The 23217-nt window shown below is 62.8% G+C and carries 13 protein-coding genes; 9 read left to right on the top strand and 4 right to left on the bottom strand.

The features are described 5' to 3' along the window. Positions 1–26 precede the first annotated feature (26 nt). Entirely contained in the window at positions 27–1241 is a 1215-nt protein-coding gene (gene chrA, locus D1J51_RS16745; protein WP_031289556.1) for a chromate efflux transporter, read from the bottom strand. 232 nt (positions 1242–1473) lie between these two features. Between chrA and mobF the strand changes: the two genes are divergently transcribed. The 3 genes from mobF to D1J51_RS16730 all read left to right on the top strand — a co-directional run bounded on the left by mobF (position 1474) and on the right by D1J51_RS16730 (position 6426). Then, positions 1474–5034: a MobF family relaxase gene (gene mobF / locus D1J51_RS16740; RefSeq protein ID WP_119077065.1), complete on the top strand. Its 3561-nt coding sequence runs from the start codon at positions 1474–1476 to the stop codon at positions 5032–5034. Positions 5035–5182: 148 nt separating this feature from the next. Then, positions 5183–5503 carry a hypothetical protein gene (locus tag D1J51_RS16735; protein WP_017882797.1) on the top strand — a complete coding sequence of 107 codons (321 nt, stop codon included), beginning with the start codon at positions 5183–5185 and terminating at the stop codon, positions 5501–5503. A gap of 110 nt (positions 5504–5613) precedes the next feature. Then, a complete protein-coding gene (locus tag D1J51_RS16730) occupies positions 5614–6426 on the top strand; it encodes a DUF6042 family protein (protein ID WP_119077064.1) in 813 nt (270 codons plus the stop codon). 48 nt (positions 6427–6474) lie between these two features. Here the strand turns inward: D1J51_RS16730 and D1J51_RS16725 are convergent, their stop codons facing one another. Further along, entirely contained in the window at positions 6475–9825 is a 3351-nt protein-coding gene (locus D1J51_RS16725) for an NACHT domain-containing protein (RefSeq protein ID WP_240423409.1), read from the bottom strand. Between the two features lie 532 nt (positions 9826–10357). On the opposite strand from D1J51_RS16725, the gene D1J51_RS16720 reads away from it, so the two are divergent. The 3 genes from D1J51_RS16720 to D1J51_RS16710 all read left to right on the top strand — a co-directional run bounded on the left by D1J51_RS16720 (position 10358) and on the right by D1J51_RS16710 (position 13249). Next, positions 10358–11272: a tyrosine-type recombinase/integrase gene (locus D1J51_RS16720; protein WP_017882800.1), complete on the top strand. Its 915-nt coding sequence runs from the start codon at positions 10358–10360 to the stop codon at positions 11270–11272. Between the two features lie 157 nt (positions 11273–11429). Beyond that, on the top strand, positions 11430–12044 hold the full coding sequence (locus D1J51_RS18090) for a helix-turn-helix domain-containing protein (RefSeq protein ID WP_162903906.1): 615 nt from the start codon (positions 11430–11432) through the stop codon (positions 12042–12044). Continuing rightward, on the top strand, positions 12041–13249 hold the full coding sequence (locus tag D1J51_RS16710) for a HipA domain-containing protein (RefSeq protein ID WP_081611573.1): 1209 nt from the start codon (positions 12041–12043) through the stop codon (positions 13247–13249). Before D1J51_RS18090 ends, D1J51_RS16710 begins: the two co-directional genes overlap by 4 nt. A 63-nt stretch (positions 13250–13312) precedes the next feature. Here D1J51_RS16710 and D1J51_RS16705 read toward each other — a convergent pair whose 3' ends face one another. Next, positions 13313–15844 carry a DEAD/DEAH box helicase family protein gene (locus tag D1J51_RS16705; RefSeq protein WP_051066121.1) on the bottom strand — a complete coding sequence of 844 codons (2532 nt, stop codon included), beginning with the start codon at positions 15842–15844 and terminating at the stop codon, positions 13313–13315. A 401-nt stretch (positions 15845–16245) separates the two neighbouring features. On the opposite strand from D1J51_RS16705, the gene D1J51_RS16700 reads away from it, so the two are divergent. After that, positions 16246–18240, top strand: a complete 1995-nt coding sequence (locus D1J51_RS16700; protein ID WP_031289561.1) for an ATP-binding protein — start codon at positions 16246–16248, stop codon at positions 18238–18240. Positions 18241–18985: 745 nt separating this feature from the next. Here D1J51_RS16700 and dapB read toward each other — a convergent pair. Next, the gene (dapB, locus tag D1J51_RS16695; protein WP_031289562.1) at positions 18986–19735 is read right to left on the bottom strand and encodes a 4-hydroxy-tetrahydrodipicolinate reductase; all 750 of its coding nucleotides are present in this window, start codon (positions 19733–19735) and stop codon (positions 18986–18988) included. A 138-nt stretch (positions 19736–19873) separates the two neighbouring features. Between dapB and D1J51_RS16690 the strand changes: the two genes are divergently transcribed. Together D1J51_RS16690 and D1J51_RS16685 are read left to right on the top strand one after the other, a co-directional pair. Then, the gene (locus tag D1J51_RS16690) at positions 19874–21088 is read left to right on the top strand and encodes a PucR family transcriptional regulator (protein WP_017882805.1); all 1215 of its coding nucleotides are present in this window, start codon (positions 19874–19876) and stop codon (positions 21086–21088) included. A gap of 105 nt (positions 21089–21193) precedes the next feature. Continuing rightward, positions 21194–22666: an amidohydrolase family protein gene (locus D1J51_RS16685; protein ID WP_081611576.1), complete on the top strand. Its 1473-nt coding sequence runs from the start codon at positions 21194–21196 to the stop codon at positions 22664–22666. The last annotated feature ends 551 nt before the right edge of the window (positions 22667–23217 follow it).

Raw genomic sequence — 23217 nt, 5'->3', positions numbered from 1 at the left:
TCAGTGACGGCTGGAATCTGGACTGTTCACAGCAGCACGATACCTAGTCCGGCGGTGGCGAACACCACCGCCCATGCCGGCGCTTTCCACGAGGCCAGTGCCACGAAGGAGAGCACCGCCACGAGGAACGAAACGACACCCGTAACACCCTCGACGAACACGGGATCGTAAAGTGCTGCGGCGAGTAAACCCACGACCCCGGCATTCACGCCCATCAGAGCACGCTGCACCCCGACTATGCGGCGCAGTCGCTCCCAGAACGGCAGTACCCCCAGCACGAGCAGCGCGGATGGCAAGAAGATCGCGATCAGGGCGATTGACGCTCCTGCCATCCCGCCTGGGCCGCTCGTGGTGACCGCACCGAGGAATGCGGCGAACGTGAACAACGGCCCCGGCACCGCCTGAGCGGCACCGTAGCCAGCAAGAAAGGTGCCGGACTCCACAAGCCCCGTCTGCACCGTCTCGGCTTCCAGCAGCGGCAGGACGACATGACCGCCACCGAACACGAGCGACCCTGTGCGATAGAAGATATCGAATAGGCCCACCGTCGCATTCCCGGTGAGCATGGTGAGGATCGGCAGGCCTCCCAGTAGCAGCCCAAACACGGCCAGGCTGATCGCCGCCACGGCAGGTCGTATCCGCACCGGAAAAGTGTCTCCGCTTTCTGCGGGGTCGTGCTGAGGGCGGCAGACGAGGAGCCCCAAGATGCCCGCCATGAACAGGGCGCCGAGCATGGTCAGGGAGCCGGGAACGAGCACGACGGAAGCCATAACTGCGACGGCGATCGTCGCGCGGCGAGCGTCAGGCGTCAAAGACTTCGCCATGCCCAGCACCGCATGGGCGACGACCGCGACCGCAGCAGCCTTCAATCCGAGCACCCACCCGGCCTGAGACAGATCGCCGAGCGCAGAGACCCCGAACGCGAACGCGAGCAGCAGCACGGCAGAGGGCAAGGTGAAACCCGCCCAGGCCGCTGCCATTCCAAGCACTCCGGCACGCTGCAGCCCGATAGCCATACCGACCTGGCTCGACGCCGGGCCCGGCAGGAACTGGCACAGCGCGACAAGGTCCGCATAGGCACGATCACTGAGCCACCTGCGCCGTTCCACGAACTCGGTACGAAAGTACCCGAGGTGCGCCACGGGGCCACCGAACGATGTCAGCCCCAGGCGAAGAAAAACCAAGAACACACCGAGGGATGACCCTGAGGGCAATGGGGGCCGATGCTCAAGCGATGACATTTCCCTCCCAGCATGAGGCATGGCTCGTGCACCATGGGCCACGACTTCACCACCGCTACCGAAAGTTCACTTTCTTTCCGTCAGACACTCGAAGTCTGTCGAATGCTCCTCATACACAAAGCGTCGAATCTCTGGCATCGCCCTTATTACGCACACGAGGCAAGCGACGAAGACATGGGGACAAGTGACATGTCTTCGGAAACGCTGACGATGTCGGGTTCACCTTATTGGCATGACTGTCTCGATGCGGGTGATGAGCGCCGGCGACGGCTACAAATACCTCCTGCGCTCCGTGGTCGCGGGCGATGGTGACCGGAGCCTGTCGACGCCGTTGACTCGTTACTATGCCGAGGCCGGGAACCCTCCCGGCCGGTGGCTCGGCTCTGGCCTCACCCAGTTCGGCGGAGGCCGCATCACTCCCGGCGAGGAGGTATCGGAGCAGCAGCTCCAGCTCCTCATCGGGATGGGCTGCGACCCGGTGACAGGCGACCCGCTCGGCCGCGCCTACCCGGTGTACAAGACCCCGGCCGAGCACATCGCCGAGCGCGTCGAAGCCCTCGACCCGAATCTCGGCCCGGCGTCGCGTGCGGAAGCGGTCGCGGAGATCGAAGCCGAAGAACACGCACGCGGCACTCGGAAGGCCGTCGCCGGATACGACTACACGTTCTCGCTTCCGAAGTCGGCGTCGGTGCTCTGGGCGGTCGCCGATGCTGGCACCCAGGCGCTCATCGCCGAAGCGCATCACGCGGCGATTGCCGAGGTGATCGATTTCATGGAACGAGAGGTCGCCGCGACCCGCGTCGGCATGATCGGCGCGGACGGCGGCGCGGTCGCGCAGGTCGATACCTTCGGGCTTGCCGCAACGGCCTACGACCACTACGACTCCCGCAGCAGTGATCCGCATCTGCACACCCATGTCGTCGTGTCGAACAAGGTGAAGACCGTGCTGGATGGGCGGTGGCGGTCGCTGGATGGGCGGCCGATGCACGCCGCGACCGTCGCGCTCTCCGAACTGCACGAGGCGATCATCGCCGACCACCTCACCCGGCTACTCAGCGTGGCATGGGAGGCGCGGGATCGTGGCCGTGACCGTAACCCCGCCTGGGCTGTCAGGACGGTGCCGGAAGAGCTCGTGCTCGAGTTCTCCACTCGCGCCCGCCTGATCGATGCCGAGAAAGACCGCCTCATCGCCGAGTATGTTCAGAAGCACGGCCGGCAACCGTCCGCGGCGACGATCATCAAGCTCCGCGCTCAAGCCACCTTGTCTACCCGGCCTGAGAAGCAGGTGCGCTCCCTTGCCGACCTCACCACCGAATGGCGCAAGCGCGCCACAGCGCGGCTGGGGCGGGAGGCGTCGGAATGGGTGCGAGAGGCGATCCCGGTAGCACCCGTGCGGGTGTTGCGTGCCGATGACCTTCCTTTGGAGGAGATCGAGAAGATCGGCCGCAAGGTCATGGAGACGGTGGGTGAGAAGCGGTCGACCTGGCATCGCTGGAACCTGACCGCCGAGGCCGCACGGCAGACGATGGAGTACCGTTTCGCGACGGCGCGGGATCGGGAGGCCGTCACCGGCATGGTCGTCGATGCCGCCGAGCGCGCCTCGCTGCGACTGACGCCGCCGGAGCTCGCGTCCACGCCGGCCAGGTTTCAGCGGCCGGATGGGTCGAGCGCGTTCCGCCCCCGCCACGGCACCTTGTACTCGTCCGAGGCGCTGCTCGATGCGGAGAAGCGGCTCCTCGAACGCTCGCGCACCCTGACCGGGCCCGAGCTCCCGCTCGCCCTCATCGAGAGGGTCACGAGGCGGCCGGATCGGGAGGGGCGGATGCTCGGCCCCGACCAGGCCGACGCACTCACCCGGATCGCGGTCTCTGGCCGTCAGCTTGATCTCCTCGTCGGCCCGGCTGGCACTGGGAAGACGACCGCGATGCTCGCGCTCCGCACCGCCTGGGAACAGCAACACGGCGCCGGGTCCGTGGTCGGGCTGGCCCCATCGGCGGTCGCTGCGGAAGTGCTCGCCGGGGATCTCAGGATCAAGACCGAGAACACCGCGAGATGGTGGACGCTGCACATGACGACCGGCAGAACCTTCCAAGCCGGTCAGCTCGTGATCGTTGACGAGGCGAGCCTCGCCGGCACCCTCGCCCTCGACCGCATCACCGGGGCCGCCGCGAAAGCCGGCGCAAAGATTCTCCTCGTCGGCGACTACGGACAACTCCAATCCCCAGCAGCGGCCGGCGCGTTCGGGCTCCTCGCCGGCGACCGCCACGACACCCCGGAACTCTCCACGATCCACCGCTTCACGCACGAGTGGGAGAAACGAGCATCGCTCCGGCTTCGGCTCGGGGAACCCGACGTGATCGGAGTCTACGAGGACGCCGACCGGATCATCGGCGGCACCACCGACGACATGACCGCACGAGCCTACGAAGCATGGCGCGCAGACCGAGCCGCCGGGATCGCGTCGATCCTCGTCTCCGACTCCGACGACGCGGTTACGGCGCTGAACCTGCGCGCCCGCACCGAGCTCATCCTCGCCGATGTCGTGAACCCGCTCCGAGGCGAGGTCACCCTGGACGGCGGCGTCCAAGCGTCTGTCGGTGACACGGTGATCACGCGGAAGAACGAGCGGAAGCTGCGCACCCGGTTCTCGTGGGTGCAGAACGGGAACAGGTGGACGATCACGAACGTGCGCCGCGACGGATCAGTGACCGTGCGCCCCGCCAGCCCAGGCCGTGGCGAGTCGATCGTGCTCCCCGCCGACTACGTCGCCCAGCACCTCGACCTGGGTTACGCCGTGACCGCGTACCGCGCGCAAGGCGTGACGGTGGACACCTCGCATGTGCTGGTCGACCCGTCGATGACCCGCGAGAACCTGTACGTCGCCTTGACCCGTGGCAAGGATGCGAACCTCGCGTACGTCGCCACCGACACCCCGGACGACGCGCACGCGCACTCGCACGAGGTCGAAGACATGGAAGAGGCAGCCCGGCGGGTGCTCTACGGGGTGCTGCATCATTCCGGGGCTGAGCTTTCCGTGCACGAGACGATCCAGGCGGAGCAGGAACGGTGGGGATCGATCCTGCAGCTCGCCGCCGAGTACGAGACCATCGCCACCGAAGCACAACACGACCGCTGGGCCACCCTCATCCATGCATCCGGCCTCAGCCCCGTACAAGCGGATGCGGTGCTCGATTCCGACGCTTTCGGTGCCCTCGCTGCGGAGCTTCGCCGTGCCGAGGCGAACCACCACGACGTTGACCGGATCTTCCCGCGCCTCGTCAAAGCGCGCGGCTTCGATGACGCCGGTGACATCGCCTCCGTGCTGCACTGGCGCGTCGCAAACGCCACCGCCCAACCGGCCAGCACCGGACGCACCCGCCGGGCATCGCAACTCATCGCCGGCCTCATCCCCGTCGCGGTCGGGATCACCGACCCCGATATGAAGCAGGCGCTCGCAGAGCGGCACCAGCTCATCGAGAACCGAGCCGCCACCCTCGCCGAACAGGCGATCGCCGATGGCACCGCGTGGGCTCAGGCGCTAGGGAGTCGCCCCGACGAACCGCGCAAGCGGGAGGCGTGGTCACGATACGCGTGCACGGTCGCCGCCTACCGCGACCGCTACACGATCACCAGCGCCGACGCGCTCGGCCCGGAGCCGGACGGGGTGGCGCAGAAGATCGACCACGCCCGCGCTGCGCAGGCGATCCAGCGCGCCCATGCGCTCGCGGCTGAACGTGCTCGGCCGCAGGCGGGTGGGCGAGCGTCCGCGAGGGAACGAGGACGCACTCTCTGACGCGAGGGTTCCCGGTCGCGCCGCCTCGACGTACAGTAGAAGCAGAGCGGTCACCCCTGTGATCAACATTTCCGCCTCCGGGCAGGCCTTCGGGCAACTCTCCTAGCGCCGCTTCTGAATAGCTCTGCGCTAACGAGAGGAACTCACCATGTTCAGCGGTATCACCGCGGGAGTGATCAAAGCCTTCGGCTTCCTGGCCAGGTACCTGCCGAGCCTCCGGCTCATCATGCGGATCATCCACCGCCGCGACAGCCACAAGTGGGGCGTGCCCGCCATGCTCATCGCGGCTCCCTACTTCCTCGTGGCGAACATCTTCAAGGAACTCATCGAGGGCGGCGGCGAACCGTGGCTCAGCATCCCGATGCTCTGGTGCCTCGTCATGGGTCTCGTCTTCCTGGCGATGGGGCCTGCCAGTCTTGTTCTTCTGGCAATCGCGCGCACTCGGGAGGTCGTTGCCCGAAGGAAGTAAGACGTGAATCCTTCGCGGAGCCTTCATGCTCATGGGACCGAACAGCCTGCTGCTCAGGGCATCGCGAAGCATAGATTCTCCACCGCATCCGCACACGAGATAATCGATGCATGAGCGAAGAGCCACACCCGATGCAGACGGTCACCGACATCTTGTTCGGCAGAGGGTGGAGCAGTACTCTGCCGCCCGCCGTCGTAATCCTTTTCGGTGAACTCGCCAGCGCCGGCCCCATCACGCGGACCGCGCTCGACTCCATGCTCCGCGCAGAGAACCCACACACTCCGGATGGTCTCGACTCCTCAGTTTGGGAACCCCTGGAGCCGTGGACAGAGGAGAAGCTCGCCGAGCTCGATGAGGACTTCGGCGAACCCGATGAGTCCCGCACCGCGGACGAACTGAACGCCCAGGACAAGGCCCAACGAGAACTAGACCAAGCAGATTTTGCACGCTACCTCGCCTCGAAGAACCTCCCTGTCTCGCACACTTTCGGGGCCTTGGTCGACCTCCTCGTCTCCTGCAACGTCCTCAGCGCGAACGAGGCAGGCGGGCTCTTCCTCAATCCGCACGCACCACTTCCTGCGGAGGTGCTCCCGCTCGATGCGCGAGAAGCAGCGCGGCAAGACAAGATCCGCTGGGAGAGGCTTCACGAGCGCACCGCGCAGGCGATTATTCGGTTCTTCCGCACCGACGAGCAGGAAGTCGATCACATCCTGGTGAGCCTTGATCAGCTCGCGAAGGAACTTGAGAGTGACCCGGAGGATGTGCGCAGCGCCGTCAAAGTACTCACCGACGAAGGGGACTTCTCCACCTCAATCGACATCGAGCGGGCGCATCCCCAGCAGTCTTTTGTCCTGCACGTCGACTGGGATGTTTTCAACCGGAACCGCATCCACGTGAGCTTCGCCCCGCCCACATCCGAGTAGCTGCCTCACCGCCAGAACGGCTGCACCCCGAGTTCCCCGGGGAACGGATCATGGGCTGCCAAACCAGTGATTTGCCGACGCGACATCGGACAGCGGTGTCACGCGCGAAGCAGCTTGCGCGTTCAGGCGATCGATCGCGATCTGCACCAACTCCATGGGCCAAGCCCCCGGCGTCTCAAGGACTTCCTTCGCAAGCCCGATCGTTATCGTCGCCAACTGCGTGGGATCGGCCCACCCACCGCCCGGAAGCGAAGGCCGCGCATGCCGGAAGCAGTCGAGCTTCACCTTCCGAGATGTCCGGGCCGCCGCCACCACTGGACGTCCATCTGTCGGCCCCGCAAGGAACACGTCGGCCAACTCCTTCTCGAGGTAGGTTGGGATTCTCTCGCGAGTGGACTCTGTCGCAAGCTGCCAGATCAGCCAGAGCACCCGACCCGAGAGGCTCACACGGTGCAGACGCAACGGCTCGTGCAGGTCGAGGGGCTGCACCCGATATGAAGCGGCATCCTGCTGAAGAGCGCGCTCCACAGCACGGAACTGCTTGAGATCGAGCCTCCGCACGGCCGCGTCAAGCTCGGCCGCCACCGCAACAATCGTCGCGGTCCGCGCCTGCTCCACAAGCGCGATCACCGCCAGCATGAGGTCATACCCGTCCCCAACCGACGAGAGTCGATCTCGCCACCAATCAGGGTCTGATCGATGCCCACGATAGTCAGCCTCGATCCTGGCCGCGGCCGTGAGCGCAGGAGATCCGGCCCGAGCTGACATGAGCGAGACATCGATCGTTTCTGGAACCCGAGCAACGGCCCGACCAAGCACCCATCCCGGACCCCAAGCCTCCGCGACGACGGACAAGTACTGATCCCACTCCACCGCAGCGGAGGCCGTCGACACCGGTCGCAGGGAACGGGCGGCTTCGCATACGCGAACCGCAAGCGGGGACTGCGCCTGCGAGTTCTCCTCGGAAGCAATCAAGGGAACAGTCTGGCTCCCGGCCAGGATTGAACTCGCGCACGCGATGAGAGCATTCAGATCGCGACTCGGGCCGTCTGGGTCGGTGTCGCATCCGGCGTTGAGGTCTTCCCACACCAACTGGACCGCGTCTGTGCTGTGCCCTGAATACCCGCCCTGCCGCAGCAGATCTGCACGCCACTGGCCTGGCTCGTTGTACGACGAGAGCACCGTATGCAACCGAGCCTCTTGCTGCACACTGAGCGGAGCAAACACTCTGAGACGCGCGGCAGTCTCCACCCAAAGGGGGGTCGGAGTGAACTGCTCCCACCACCAGGCGGCGAGATCGTCGGTAGGCAGAGAGTGGGCGAGAAGGCTTGTCGCTGCGGCCTGACGTGCCTCAGCATCGGGGTCCTGCTCAAGGCGCGTCTTGAGATGGGCAATCGCCTGGGCGCGGCCTGCACGTTCCCCGAATCGGAGAGGGTTGCCCGCGGCGTCCAGCACGCCGTCCTCAGCAAGAAGCAGCCCAGGGCCAGAGAGAACGAAGTCGACGACACCCTGGATCTCGTCGCTAGTCAGACCGTCGTAGACGCGATCGTTCAGCAGCGTAACTGCCATCGATCGCACCAGGGGCCGGGGCGTGACCTTCTTCTCGACCGTGAAGAAGTTCCCGATCAGGGCGCGAAGTTCCCCCTTGGCGAGCATCCCGATGAAGAATCGGCACGTGTTCGCCCAGTAGGGGCGCTCCAGTAGCGCGTTCAGCCCGTCATCACGAGAGTTACCGATGCCCTTCGGCGTCAGGTTCTCATAGAGATGCAACGCCGCGAAATACTCGCGCAGAGACTGCACCTCGAACTCGAATGCATCCTCGCGCTCAACCAGACACAGCACCCGGTCGGTAATCGCAGAGTATAGGTCGTCCGCCAGCTGCTGTTCTTCCGGCTGCCCGGCAAGATAGGCCCGCAGAAGGGCACGAAGCTCATCTCGAGTGATCGACCCCGCGCTTCCCTCTTCTTCCGCCTTGGTCTGGAGATACCATCCCAAATAGGCGTGCGTATCCTCGACCACGCGCCGCTGGTCTTTGAGCAGGGGCTCCTTGTCCTCGGTCTGCTCACGATCCAGGAACGTCTTGAGATACTCCGCATAGAGCTCCGTGCGCTGCTGCGGCAACAACTGGCGACGATGAAGCAAATGCAGAAGGATCGCCAGCTGCATCGGATACGAGGCGAGTTCGCTCACATGCGGCACATGCTGACTATCCATGAATGTGGACTGCAGCTTCTCGGCGGACTCTTCGGAGAGCTGCAGTACCTCCACCCACTGCCTCAGATACTGCAGCCGGAGTCCTTGTGTCAGACGCTGCAAATGGAGAACCGGGAACGCTCCCGAAGCAGTCAGCGGGCGGAGAGCAGCACCCGGGCGAGTCGCTACCAAGATCACCAGATCAGCAGCATCTGCTCTCAGGCGTCCGCGCATGCGACTGATCTCCTCGACCACGCGGGATCGTGTCGCGAGGTTCGCAACCTCGTCCAGGCCATCCAGAGCGAAGAGCACCGGCTCGGTCGCGAGGAGCAGCGCAAGGTCCTCCGGAGCGAACTTGTGCATGCCGATGTTGCGACGAATGTGGTCGACCACGTACTCCTCAAGACTCGACCAGCGGTCCTCTTCCTGAGGCGACTGTCGCTGCTTCTTCTGACGTTTCCCCGATTTCAACCGAGGCTGCTCGGCCCACTGCGCATACCGACGAAGATCAATCCGGATAGGGAAGCGCGCCGGCGATTCCGCACGAGTCAGCTCAGACTGCCCAGCACTGTACCCTTCTTCACCGAGTCGACGAGCACGATGGAACTGACACACATACTGCAATACGGTGGACTTGCCCTGACCAGGTCCACCCACCAGAATCGCGTTGCCCGTCCAATTCGGATGAAGAAGCGCCTGCGTCGCACCGGTGATCAGAAGACCCGAAGATCGTTCAAGTTCCTCCGTATCACCGGGCGCCTCTGCGGAAATATGTGCAAGGAGATCCGCAAGCGCCGAGCCATCTCGCCGCCCTCCGACGGGGACATCTACGAACATCGCCTCCACTGAAGGCCCCCGCAGCTCAGCCTGCTGGAACTGCACCGTGTTCTCCGCAGCAAATCGGTCGCCGAGATACGCGCGCAGCGCCCCCTGCAGCTCACCCCGTCGCTTCTGCTTACGCTCATGTTCGGCCTTCATCTTCTCAAGCGACTTGACCGAGTAATCGGCGCCATTGTTTGCGTCGATCATTGCATGATGCGTCGGACACATCAGCATCAGGTTGTCGTACCCGTCAACATCGGCATAGCCGGCATCGTAGCGAGGGCCGCCTGCCCGCTGTGCGCGGATATGCGCTTCCTCGCCAATGATCCTCACTCCCGCGGCGGCCGTATCGGATGTCTCGCTATCAAACGTGAGTTCCTGCAAGCAGGTGGGGAATGCACACTCATTGTGAGCGCGACCCCACAGAGTCTTCCGTGTGGTAACGCTGACGCCCATTCCCGCTCCTCGTGATTGAAGGTGTCTCCATTCTTCCAGCAACCCCCGACACCCGGCTCGGCACGGAGCCGCTGCTCCGTGCGAACAGAGCGTCGGATCACACGCCAAACTGATCTGATGCCTACACGCCACGCACAGCATCCGAACACCCCGCCTTGGCGGCACACCGCAAGACTCTCCGCACGGACGGGGTCCCGACATGGCTAGACCCAGGACACCGATCGGCACCTTCGGAAAGATCAGCCACAGACGGCTCGGCCCAGGGACCTGCCAAGCGCGAACTCGGTACCGCGACTGGGACGGTAAGCTCCGAGCGGTTCAATGCACCGGGCCGACCTCCGCCGCAGCCGAACTCGCGCTCAAACGAAAGCTCTCCGAACGATCCCTCTTCCAACCCACGTTCATCGGAATCACCGCCGACAGCAGCTTCTCCGCGCTCGTCCACTACTGGCTCGAAGACATGGAGATCGAAGACCGGCTCTCTCGCACGACCCGGCTTCTCTACGAACGAAACATGCGAACCCTCGTCGCGTCCGCGTTCGCCGAGCTCACGCTCAGAGAGATCGGGGTCGCCCGCTGCGACTACTTCATCAAGCAGCTCGCCAGGCAGAGCTACAGTCGCGCCCGGCAAGCCCGAGTCGTACTCCGCCTCGCACTAGGACTCGCCGTCCGCCACGAGATCATCCCGCGCAATCCGATGGATCACATCTCTCGGCTGCAACGCCCCGCCAGATGCCCCGACGTCTTCGAGGACTCCGAAATCTGGCAGATCCGAGACGCCATCCGCGAATGGGAAGAACGACCCATGGCGAGCGGCCCGAGACCAGACGGGCAGCTCGGCCAGATCGTCGAAGTGCTCCTCGGAACCTCCGTGCGCATCGGGGAAGTGCTCGCCATCCGAATCCGAGACATCGATCTTCGCGGCGCACAGCCCACCCTGCACATCTGCGGCACCATCATCAGCAGAAAAGGCGAACCCACGCACCGACAGAACCACCCCAAGACCTCACGCTCGGTCCGCACCATCGTCCTCCCACTGTTTGCGGTGCGAGCCATCCGAGAACGACTGCGGAATCGGCTCTCCATCGACCCCAACGCACTGCTCTTCTGCAACCGCAAGGGCGGCCCGCTCACCACGAACAACGTCCGCAGACAGCTCCGCACGATCATGGACAAGGCCGGACTCAAGAAGGTCACACCGCACCGTTTTCGCCGGACAGGCGCGACAGCGATCTATGAAGCAGGCGGAATCGACCTCGCTGCCGGTCTACTCGGGCACACAGATTCGAGGATCACCGAGCAGCACTACATAGTCCGCGATGATCTTGTCGATCCAGCCACCGCATCGATGCTCGAGAACCGATTCGGGCGGTGACGGCCCCGCGAGCCACACGGTGGCCGTCCAGCACCAGCTTCCACGAGGCTCAACTCCCATCGCGTTCACAGGTGAAGGCGCGGCTCTGGCGACTGCTCCGAAGGACTCCAGTTGGTAAGGACTATGGTCATCGTATGCCCTGCGGTATAGTTGTGTCATGAAGGTCACGGAAGCTGCCACCCAGATGGGCGTTTCGCCACGCAGGGTGCGCGCGATGGCCGCCGAAGGGCGTATCCCCGCGCGCAGAGAAGGCTCGGCATGGGTGATCGAAGGTCTCGCCTCTCCGAAGGGGCGCCGAGCGCTCTCTGCGCGTTCCTGGCAGCACCTCGCGAAGGCGTTGAAACAGCGCAGTCTCGAAGGGCTCTCTGGTCAGGAACGAGCACGGACAGCGGCCCGCATCAAACAACTGCGTACTTCTGACCACCCTTCGAGGCTGTTGACCGACTGGCAACCTTCAAACGCGCCTCGCGACGTGTTCCTGGACAGTCTCGTGGCACATGCCGAGCGCAACGATGATTCCTATCTGAAACGCGCACTAGGCAGGCCTGCCGAGTACCTGCGCAGCAGCCAAGAGTTGGCGCAGATTGTGTCGTCCGAGCGCGCCATTCGCGGCGAGAGTCGACGGAGGCTAGCGGCAGCAGCAGGAGTATCTGAGGGTCTGGTGCGTGACATTGAGTCGGGCCGGCCACTGGCTTCTCCTGGGCAAGTGCGACGAGTTTTGCGCACCCTCGAGGTCAAACCGACGGCGCTTCCCAGCATGGCGCTGAAATGAGCGAACGCATTGAGGTATGGCTAGAAGGACGCCATGTCGGGCAGTTCGTGTTCGACGAGGGAGACGTGACCTTCGTCTACGACGAGGACGCACCTCCAACTCCGATTTCTCTCTCCTTGCCGCGGGATCGGCCGGCAGTGCGGAAAGCGGCGAGGAACTTTCTCGAGAATCTGTTGCCCGAGCATGAGCAGACCAGAGCACGAATGGCGAATGCATATGGAGCGAAGAGCGCCGGAGCGTTTGACCTCCTGAATGCAGCCGGTGGTGATCTTGCCGGAGGATTGGTACTTCTGCCAGAAGGAGAATCACTGCAGGATCGCCTATCCGAGTTGAGCCCGGCGCTCAAACGCGACATCGCGGACCGAATCTCGGCAATCAAACGTGACTCTTCGGACACAACGCCGAGAGATGTAGCGGCTCGCTTTTCGCTTGCCGGTGCCCAGGGCAAGTTCGCGCTTGCCTGGGTGGATGGCGATTGGTACTGGTCGAATGAGACAGTGCCATCCACTCATATCGTGAAGCCCGGCAACCCGAAGTACCGCGGCATCGAGGCGGCCGAAGTAGCTGCGATCGATCTCGCCTACTATGCCGACATCCTCGCGCCAGAATCCGAGGTTATGAGCTTTGGGGACCAGACCGCCTATGTCGTGACCCGATTCGACCGTACAGAGGAGCCAGATCAGCTTGCGCGACGACTGCATGCGGAGGACATTGCGCAGAGTCTCGGTCTGCCGCCGGAGAAGAAATATGACGTGTCGGCGGGCAAGGTTATCTCTCTCCTAAAGCCGATCGATCCTTCGGGAAAGCTCCAACGTGTGTTTCTGAGTCAGCTGATCCTCAATGTGCTCGTCGGCAATGCCGATGCGCATGCCAAGAACTACTCATTGCTCCTGCGGCCCGACGCCATCTCGTTTGCCCCGATCTACGATGTCGTGCCACTATTCCTCTACCCGGAGGTCGAGCAAGAACTCGCGATGAAGATTGGAGGTGCGCGCCGGTCTCAGGAGGTGACCCCAGCCCACTGGAGAATACTGGCTCAGAGAATCGGATTCGACGTCGACGAACTACTTGCGCGGGTTCGCGAGATCGCTGAATACGTCGGTAAGAAGAATGACCGCGTCTGGGACGCACTAGACGCGGATCAGCAGGTTCAAGCCAGAGAGTTCGTTGCTAGAAACGTAGAGCGAGCGGTCCAGATCAGCTGATGAACCACACCGCTGCTAGAGGGGTCAGTGCCCGCGAGAGGCTCTGGTTGAAATCCGTAAGGGCTACTTGCGGATCAACTTGCTATGGCTCGCAATCACCTGTTCCGCAGTGAGGCGATGGCGGGAGAGTGCCGAGGTCACCGCGTCCTCGTCTCTCCACGAAGCAGTATCGCTGAGCTCCCGTATGAAGGCCTCCACGTCGTTGCGTAGAGAGGAGAGATGACTCTCTGTGATGACGCGCGTCCCCGAGGGAACGTGGGCTTGGGGATCAAGCTCCATTGATGGATGCACCAGTACGGGAGTCGCTTTGTTCTCATCCATGTAACGGTCTTGGAACCAGGTCATAGAGGAGTGCGTGATCTGTTCGGCGTCGTCCTTGATGATTTTCGGATCGGGACGACTGGTGCCGGTCTTAAGTTCGATTACCGCGTAGTGACCAGGGGTTAGGGCCCAAAGATTGTCCGGTCCTCCATCATTCATTTCCTTCTCAGGCCGGCTTGATCCGAACCCCAGGTGGAGACCCAAGAGCCTGAACTGTTCCTCGGCGCGATCTGCTGCTTGTTCGACACCCCAGATGATGTTGTCGAAGATCGCAGATACCGACAGCTCCATTTGTCGTGCATCGGTGTACCTGCTCAGATGTGAAGTGGCGGATCTACCCTGGACCACAGGGGGCGTCAGCTGCTTATACTTGGGAGGGACAGCAGGCTTGAGCACACCCCAGTTGAGCTTCTTTGCTGCTGAGAGCGTACGTTGTGACTCCGTGGGGTTGACGAAATGTTGATAGCCAGCGAGCTCTTCCAGATACCACCCCTTCTCGAAATCATCATCGACAGAATCGATTGCGTCTCGGAGCATCTTGACTCCTGCCGCGGTATCTCCTGAAATCGCCAGGTTGAAGGCTGTACGGCGCCCGATTGCGAGTTCAGTCACCTTGCCGCCAGGTTCGTAGGTCACATCCGCAGTCGCTTCGAGGCTCTTAGCGACCCATTGCGGATCACGTCCAAGGAACATGTTCAGCAGATCGGTCATCACCGTGATTCCCTCACCCTGAATCTGGTCAGCAATCTGGAGGCTGAGTTCAATCTGAGCGCGTGTCGCCGGAGAGTAGAACTGGCGCAGACTGGTGTCGCGCAGCGTGAGAGCGACTTCACGGGTCAAGACCAATACTGCGCAGTAGTCCTCGACATCACGGATTCCTCTGCCCATGCCTTGTTCGACCCGCTGCACCTCCCGAGATTTGAACGACATGGAGCCAGTCAAGGCCGCTGCAGCCCTCTGCTCGTGGGGAGACAATGGCGTGGGGACGCCATCGATGATCAAGAGCCGGCAGGCATCCCCAGGGAGATCGACGCCGTCATACTTGTTGACCAGCACGACAACACCCAGCTGCTCACCACTCTTCATTCTTTCGATGTAAGGCCGCATGTTTTTCACATGGAGGATTAGGTCGGCGATACCGGACCACTGCTTCGCCGCGTAGTCGCTCGGTACAAGTACGACGACATTCACGGCTTCGCATTCCGCAACGCCATCTCCATCGCGATCACCATCGGCGAAGTTCCTTGCAAGGTCACGTATGGCATCAACCGACAAACGAGGATTGATCGACAACGGCGCAAGAATCAGCCTGTCGCCGAGGTCGGAGGCTTGATTCGGTGTGATTGGCTCGCGGACTGTCTTCGGATTGGCATCGAGTTCAGTGACGAGCACCCCCTCGTCTGCGAGGGTCGCGGTCAGATATACGCGGCGCTGCGCCTGGCTGAAGGCTGGGATTATCGACACATCAGGGCATGGGGTCTTGATCTCGATGCCTTTGTTGGCCACAGTGACGATTGCGAGCTTGAGAAGATCGGCCACGTATGGCCACGAGAAGAATAGCGAGGGGATTTCGGAGTCGTTGGCAATCGGTTGAACGATCCTCATCATTTCGTCGGCGCGATCGGCCACGGCCTTCGGTGGGACTCGCATCGGGGCACCAAAGTCATTCGCCTCGATTTCGGCGAACGACTTTGGGCTTTGCTCACGCAGGTCTGCTGCGAATAACTTGAGCAACTGATCGAATGCTCCGCTTGATCGTGGGATGAATGCGGTGAACAAGTCAGTTGTGGCGGCCAGGGCCGCATGAGCGTCATCAATGACGACAATGCCCAAGGGGATGACAAGCTTGACCCCACGAACCCCGAACGCGCTTCGACCGTTGAGGAGCTTATGGAAGGTGGTTACGAGTATTGACTGCGAGGACCGGAACGACTCGTCATCCATATCGGTCGTGACCGGGATCTGTGCCTCGTTTGCCTCGCTCACGACCTGTCGGATGAGGAAGCTGTCAGGAACCAGGAATACTGCGGGACCAACACCTTCATGCAGGCTGGATTGGGCGATCAGAAGCCCAGTGAGCGTCTTCCCGCCGCCAGTGTTCTGCTTTAGGACAAGATCAGAATGGTGGCGCCGTTCGTACCATTTCTCGAGAACTTCATTCTGCTCTGGTCGAAGGCGAGGCCATTTGCGCCCCTGAAGAGAGGCGTAGATCTCGCGAGGTCGCGTAAGTTTGGCACCCTTGCTCGGGTTGATCTCATTCCAACGAATCACCACGGTTCCAACTTACCGGCAGCCCCCTTCTGCGAGGACAGCGAGTGCATGCAAATCGACCGCGATGACAGTGCAGGAAACGAGCCGAGCTTCCCAGAGGTGAGGTCACCATCCTTGCGCTCACCACAATGGGAGTGAAAGGTCGGCGCTCCCGAGAACAAAATAGACCACAAGAGCGGCCAACGTCAGAGCAGCGATGCGAGGCGCAGACAGGAACGTTTGAGCAGAGAAAGCTCCGGCCAGATGGGGTCTGATTCCGATTCCGGCTGCCTTGGGACAGGAATGTCAGTGGTGGAGAGCACCATCTGTGTGTGGCGGAGTTGCGCACCACGGTCGGGGCGTTGCATTGAGATTCACTGACGAGGCGAGCGGGTGAAACTGATATGACTACTACAGTGAGTCTCGTGAGGGACCTTCCACTTTCTGCCGGAGTCGATCTGGTAACGCGTCTCGCGCGAGAGCGTGACCCGGTGCGCGCCGTTGTCGAGCTGATCTGGAATGCGCTCGATGCTGAAGCAGATAACGTCCGTGTGGTTCTCGAATGCTCCGCGATGGACGCAGTCGAGAGCGTTTCCGTTGAGGACGACGGGCATGGGATTACCTCGGACGAAGTCGCCTCAACATTTGGTCGGATTGGTGGCTCGTGGAAGGCGCTAGCCACCAAGACGAAGAATGACAAGCGTGGGCTGCACGGCAAGCTTGGCGAGGGCCGCCTGCGAGCCTTTGCGCTGGGTTCACGTGTGACCTGGGCTAGCGAGAGCGTCAACGCTGCTGGCGAGCGTGAGCATGTTGTCATCGAGGGCGCGAAAGAACGTTCCGAACCGTTCAGTTGGGAGGCTTCTCCGTCTAACGCAACGAAGACTGGAACACTCGTTACTGCAGTCAACGAGCAGGATCGAAGCTTGAACTCGCTGATGAGCGATGCCACGGTATCCACTCTCACCTCGCACTTCGCGCCGATTCTTCTTAACGATGATGCGGTCACGATCGTATTCGATGGCGTCAAGCTGAATCCGGCTGATGAGATCCTTGACGACACGACACTGGTGGTGCCCCTAGACACGATCCCCGACACGACTGTGTTGATCCGGATCATCGAGTGGAGAACTGGGAAACATCGTGCTGTGTACTTCGGAGAAGACTCCGAACGTTTCGTCGTAGAGACTTCCGGTGCTGAGCTTGAGCCACAGGCTGCGTTTTCCGCCTACGTCACCTGGCCTGGGTTCGACCCTGATTCGCTCGCTGTGCTCGGACTCACCGACATGGCCCCGGACCCAGCGGGAGCCGTCTGGCGCGCTACGCGCTCGGCGGTGAAAGACCACTTCGCGTCTCGTCGTCGCGCGCGTCGACGTGACCAGATCGAGGACTGGAAATCGAAGGGTGTGTACCCATACGAGAAAGCTCCTAGTACCGAGGCGGAGAAAGCGGAGCGCGCAGTCTTCGACATTGTCTCGAGCGCTCTCGTGCCACAGATCCCGAAGCGCAAGGATGGGGCGCAACTCACACTCAACCTTCTGCGCGATGCGCTGAAGACCGACCCGGAGAACCTGGCCGTGCTGGTTAGCGAGTTCGTTGCCCTCAGCGAACAAGATCGCCATGCGCTCACGAAGCTTCTCAGCGAAACGACGCTCGCGGGTGTGATCCGGAGTGCCAACCTCGTAACCAGCCGAAGCAAGTTCCTCGCGGGACTGGAGCATCTGCTGTTTGACCCCGAAGACTCCCAGAAGGTGGGAGAACGAGACCACCTTCACAAGATGCTCGAACACGAGTTATGGATCTTCGGCGAGGAGTACCACTTCATGAACAGCGAACGTGGACTCACCCAGATGCTACGAACCCATCTCAAGCTCGAAGGGCTTCCCGCAAGTAAGGTCGAACCAGTTAAACGCTGGGACGGGAAGAGCGGACGCGTGGATCTGCACGTAGCCGCGAAGTCCCAACAGCATGACCGTGTGCGGCACCTCGTCGTCGAACTCAAAGCGCCCGACATCGTGGCTGGACGAACAGAGCGCGACCAGATCGAGGACTACGTGAACGTCGTGGTCACGGCTCCAGCATTTGCGAGCGAGCGGGCAAGCTGGGACTTTGTCCTCGTCGTCACGGACTATGACGAAGTGATCGAGAACTCTTTCAAGAGTGACGATCGAGAGCGAGGGCTCGTATTCGAGCCGGACACGAAACCCGGGCGACCGACGGTGCGGGCCTACGTTCGTCGCTGGCGAGATCTCATCGATGAGAACAAACGACGCCTCGACTTCGTGACCGAATCGCTTGAGTTCGACCCCTCGCTGGCAGAAGGCCTCGACTTCATCCGCGCCGAGTACGCCGAAATGCTGCCGGACGATGTGGCATCTCCAGAAGACTCAGGCGCCGAGCCGATCGATTCGCAGCTGGTCTGAGGCACCTGAATCAATTGGGTCGATCTAGTTGCCAACACCCTACAGCAGGTGGAATCTTTGACGCGTTGTGCAACGCATGCGGCCCCGAGGCGCAGGTCGAACGGGGCCCGGGTGCTCGATCGTCTGCCTGCGCGGGTAGGCAGAGGAGACTGAAGGCAACTCCAGTTAGCTGCCATAAACTCACCAGAAACCTCGTTATTGCAGTCCCTTGGGTCGCGAAGTTAGTGGGCCAATCTAGTGGTCAACTTCCTGCAAAGCATGAAATCTATGACACGCTCTGCAACGTGAGAACGGGAAAGACCCCGGTCAAATGGGGTAAATGGGTCAGCTTCTTGCCTGGGGGTCAGGGGGTCGCAGGTTCAAATCCTGTCATCCCGACGAAAAAGCCCTGATGAGAAGCCATTTCTTGTCAGGGCTTCTCTCGTTTCTGGTGACCTCCGGCCGGAGCCGAAACCGGGCCCGAACCCCTGTCGCAACGGTGCTCGTGAACTGCCCGATCAGGGTGCCGTTAGGAATCTAGTGGGCCAAATAGTGGACAAATAACCTAATATTTAGGAGAATCACGACGAAATTCGTTGCGTTCAAGCGAAGTTGCTGATTGAATTGCAGCCCGAGCCCGTGTGTGGTCGCCGCAGACATTGTAGATGATGCCGAGGCGCATCCACGCCCGCGAAGACGAAATAGAGGATCAGCAGCGCGGCCATGACGACCACGCCGACGAGGGTCCGCGTCCGCGCCGACCCCATCACCGGATGCCCAGGATGCGGTCGAGCCCGACCATGACCCCCTCGAGGCCGTCGGCGGCGATCGCCTCGAGCGCCGCCCGGATGCCGGCCCGGTAGGAATCCTGGGAATGCGTGTCGTGCGTGACCGTGAGCACCTCGCCGGCGCCGCCGAAGCGGACCTCCTGCCGGGCGATGACGCCCTGCAGCCGCAGGCTGTGCACCGGGACTCCCGCGACGAGCTGCCCGCGAGCGCTCTGCTCGACGAACGGCGCATCGATGGACGGCCGGCCCTCGGCCTCGCGGGCCGCCGCGATCAGCTCGGCGGTGCGCACCGCGGTTCCACTCGGCGAATCGACCTTGGCCGCGTGATGGGCCTCGACGATCTCGACGCTGTCGAAGCAGGGGGCCGCGATCTGCGCCAGCACGGTGCCGAGCACCGAACCGAGCGAGAAGTTGGGCACGATGAGCACGGCCGCTCCGGGGGTCACCTCGTCGAGACCGCGCAGGCGCTCGATCCGCTCGGCCGACCAGCCGCTCGTGCACACCACCACGCGCTGGCCTCGTCGGACCGCGCGCTCCACGATGGCCTGCGACGCCTCGGGATGGCTGACGTCGACCAGGATCGCATCCTCCGCGCCTGCTTCGGGATCGGAGGAGCTCGAGAGCTGGGCCCCCAGCTTGGCCGCGTGATGGGCCTCGACAACCTCGCAGACGAGCGAGCCGAGCCGAGCCCCCCCCCTCGCTCCCACCACTGTATCTGTCACACTCATCTCTCCAGCGTACCCGGAGCAAATGCTTCGAGCAGCCGATCGGATAACCTACCTGAAAGACACCTGCGACCAAGAGCGGATGAACTGCAGTGCATCTTGCCGCGGATGCTTCGGCAAGGATGAATGAGGAGCTGCCCAATGGTCTCGATCCCTGATCTGGAATCGACTGCAGCTGGGGGCAGCGTGTACTGGCTCGCGGAGGTCGCCGCCGCGATCCGGCGCGAAGCGGACGAGATTGCCGCGAGCGTCAGCATCGCGCTCGATGACCGAAGACTGATCCCCACAGCAATGGGCGAACTCGGATTTGAGAGCCTCCGAGCGAATCTGCTCGGCATCGCCGACACATTCGAAATCGGGCATGCAGTGGGCACGCCGCTTGCAGCGCTCCGGGTGGTCAACGCCATCGCCGAAGCCCACCTACCGGATCGCGCCATCACCCTGGTGTATTACGTGGGCCAATCGATCCTCTGGGGTCAGCACATTCAACCCCTCATCCTGCAAACCTGCCTGGCACAGGACCAGCAGGTCGAGCGATCCACGGCGGCGTATCAACTGATGGCCGCCTACCTGGAACAGGTGGAAGCATCCATCCACTCGTACAAGCAACGGACGCGCGAGATCGGCACTCGTGCGGTTGAGATAGAGCGCGAGATCCTCGCGGTGCTCGACGGCGACTCGACTGCCGAGAGGATCGGTGCATACCCACTGCAGGCGTGGCACCTCCTCGTCGCCGTGTGGAAGCTGAAGGGCGGGGACCTCACTCAAGAGGAGTACGATCGCATCTCAGCAATGATCACCTCGATCACTCACGGATATCACTCGCTCACGTTCCGGCCGGACAAGGAACGGCTGACGATATGGGCCGCCGCGCCCGATCCACGGACGGCGACAACCCTGAAGGACGAAATCGAATTGTGCCTCGCGCAGGAGTCCGAACTCGCCGCCGCACTCAGCGAAGGCGAAGCCGGCCGAGAGGGGTTTCGCGAGGTGTTCCGCGACGCCGAGGTGGTGCGACGCTTCGCCGGGCAACACGATATGCGACGCGCGGTCGCATCCTTCGACGATGTTGCGCTTCCGGCCCTGCTGCTGAGCGATCGCCGCCTCGCCACGCGGTTCGTCGACTTCCACCTCAAGGCCCTCGCGAGGCCGGAACACGAGGAGCTGCGGCAGACCCTCCTCGCGTATCTGGCAGTCAACGGGAGCATTGCGGACGCATCGCGCAATCTCGACGTGCACCGGAACACCATTTACCACCGGCTGGACCGCGCCCGCGCTTTGCTGGCCGACCACCTCGCACACCGCCCCTTCGAGGTACACGTCGCACTACGACTGAAGCAATACCTCGACGGCTGAGATCTTCACCCTGATCGCCCGGGAGGAGACGGACGGCGAGACAGGTCGGCGCACGGCGAGACATGAGCCACCGCGTTGTGCAAAGTGTCCATCGCGAGCCCCTGAATGGGTCATCCCGAATCTAGGCCGCAGTATGACCAGCCTCCTACTCTCGGATGCACCGCGGGTAACGCGCCCGGGAGAATCCGCGAGGAGGCGGCGATGACAGCAACCATAGCTATTACCAACGGAACCCTGATCGATGGCACGGGGTCGGGCCCGCGGCTCAACGGCACGATACTGATCGAGAACGGGCGCATCACATCGGTCGACGCCGCGGAGATTCCCGCCGGCGTTCAGGTGATCGACGCCGAAGGGCAGTGGGTGCTCCCCGGCATTGTGAATGGCAACATTCACCTGCTCGACGGCATCATGATGATGGGCGTCGGCGGGGTCGAGTATCTTGCGCGTTATGAGGGCAACCTCACCAGCGTGATCGAGGAGGCGGCGCAGATCGCGCTCGCAGCGGGACAGACCACCGTGTTCGACACTTGGAACGCGACCGGACCCGTGCTCGCCTCCCGGGATCGCATCGCGTCGGGCGAAGTGCCGGGAGCCCGAATCTTCGCGGCCGGCAACATCGTGGGCATGGGAGGCCCCTTCAGCGCCGACTTCAACTTGCGCGCACGACAGGTGATCAGCACGACATTCGCGAACCGCTTGGACGAGCTGTTCTCTACCGGAGTCGGGGCGGAAGACCTGAGCATGCTTGCAGCGGAAGACATCCGACCCATCATTCGCAACTACCTTGCTCGCGGTGTCGACATGCTGAAGATCGCGGTGAGCGACCACCTCCTTCCAACGCTTGGAGCCACCCGCGGCTACCTGACGTTCTCGGAGCGGGCACTCAAGGTCATGCTCGAGGAGGGACGCGCCGCCGGCGTACCGACGCTGGCCCACATCCAGTCGGTTGAGGCGCTAGAGATCTCAGTCGAGCTCGGCTTCGACGTGATCATTCACTCCACTTTGACCGGGCAGGTGGCGATTCCCCAGGCCACGATCGACAAGATCCTCGAGAAGGGTATCTACTGCGGAGTGCAGTCCGTGAACGCCGCCTATCAGTCGCTTCTCGAGCAAATCCAGCACCCCTTTACCCTGTACGGCGGCGGCGTGCATATCGAGAATGAGCAGCGTCTTATCGCGGCCGGAGCCTCGATCATGCTCGGCACCGACGCCGGATGCACCTCCCACGACGTGCTGACCGATCAGCACGGGCACGGAGACCTCAACCGTCCCTGGACGCTGGGAACCGACCACGTCGCGTGGGGCCAGGCACTCATCGAGAAGGGCATGTCCCACCTCCAGGTGATCGAGTCCTCCACCCGAATCCCGGCAGAGGCATACGGCAAGAGCGCCGATATCGGCACGCTCGAGGTCGGCAAGTTCGGAGACGTACTGGTGCTGGGATCCGACCCGCTGGACGACATCACTGCGCTGCTCGACGTCACCACCGTGGTGAAGGCCGGAGAGGTCGTCGACCGGGCCGCGCTTCCCCTGCAGCCGCTTGCGAGCGTGCCGATCCCCGGCGATCCCTCATAGTATCGCGCCGTATCGGCTACCTTGGCGCATCGCCGCTCGGATAGCAGCTTGGGAAAGCATGTCTTGGCGATCAGGTGGCCGGGGAGCGTTGCGGGGTGACGCAGCTCCCCGGCCGGGCTCACACCGCACATCGTCAACTCGCCCGGAGCGCGCTCTTCTCGACGTCGCCGACCGCGACGACGGTCTGCGGCCTCGCAGATCTGGTCGGCGGTCACCGCCTCGAAGCGCGCGAGCGACGCGTCGAGGGTGTAGATCTCGCCGAGACCCAGTTCGGCGCGGCCGAGTCGGCCCATGCGGGTGTCGCTGTCCTCGAGCGCGAGCGCGGACGACCCCGCGTTCTGCCCGAGCTACAGGAATCTACTGCACCCCGTGGGCGTGATGATGTTGACCGGAGCCTTTCGGTGCCGCCGCCCCACTACTTTCCCTAAGCCGGCCGCTTCCGCCCGCTGACTCGGCTCCGGCCCCACCCAACTTGATCGAGGCCGCTCATCGCGGGCGCGGAAAACCGAACGGCCTGTGAACGCCACCTTCACGGTCAGCTGGGTTCAGCG

This window comes from Leucobacter sp. wl10 (genome assembly GCF_003569785.1).
Taxonomy (GTDB): Bacteria; Actinomycetota; Actinomycetes; order Actinomycetales; family Microbacteriaceae; genus Leucobacter.
The sequence above is the reverse complement of the archived record's forward strand: the minus strand, read 5'-3'. Positions and strand labels throughout refer to the sequence as shown.

Bases quoted from the DNA above. Each gene is read 5' to 3' on its own strand.
- chrA (WP_031289556.1), bottom strand. From the start codon at position 1,241: ATGTCATCGCTTGAGCATCGGCCCCCATTGCCCTCAGGGTCATCCCTC.
- mobF (WP_119077065.1), top strand. From the start codon at position 1,474: ATGACTGTCTCGATGCGGGTGATGAGCGCCGGCGACGGCTACAAATAC.
- D1J51_RS16735 (WP_017882797.1), top strand. From the start codon at position 5,183: ATGTTCAGCGGTATCACCGCGGGAGTGATCAAAGCCTTCGGCTTCCTG.
- D1J51_RS16730 (WP_119077064.1), top strand. From the start codon at position 5,614: ATGAGCGAAGAGCCACACCCGATGCAGACGGTCACCGACATCTTGTTC.
- D1J51_RS16720 (WP_017882800.1), top strand. From the start codon at position 10,358: ATGGAGATCGAAGACCGGCTCTCTCGCACGACCCGGCTTCTCTACGAA.
- D1J51_RS18090 (WP_162903906.1), top strand. From the start codon at position 11,430: ATGAAGGTCACGGAAGCTGCCACCCAGATGGGCGTTTCGCCACGCAGG.
- D1J51_RS16710 (WP_081611573.1), top strand. From the start codon at position 12,041: ATGAGCGAACGCATTGAGGTATGGCTAGAAGGACGCCATGTCGGGCAG.
- dapB (WP_031289562.1), bottom strand. From the start codon at position 19,735: ATGAGTGTGACAGATACAGTGGTGGGAGCGAGGGGGGGGGCTCGGCTC.
- D1J51_RS16690 (WP_017882805.1), top strand. From the start codon at position 19,874: ATGGTCTCGATCCCTGATCTGGAATCGACTGCAGCTGGGGGCAGCGTG.
- D1J51_RS16685 (WP_081611576.1), top strand. From the start codon at position 21,194: ATGGGTCATCCCGAATCTAGGCCGCAGTATGACCAGCCTCCTACTCTC.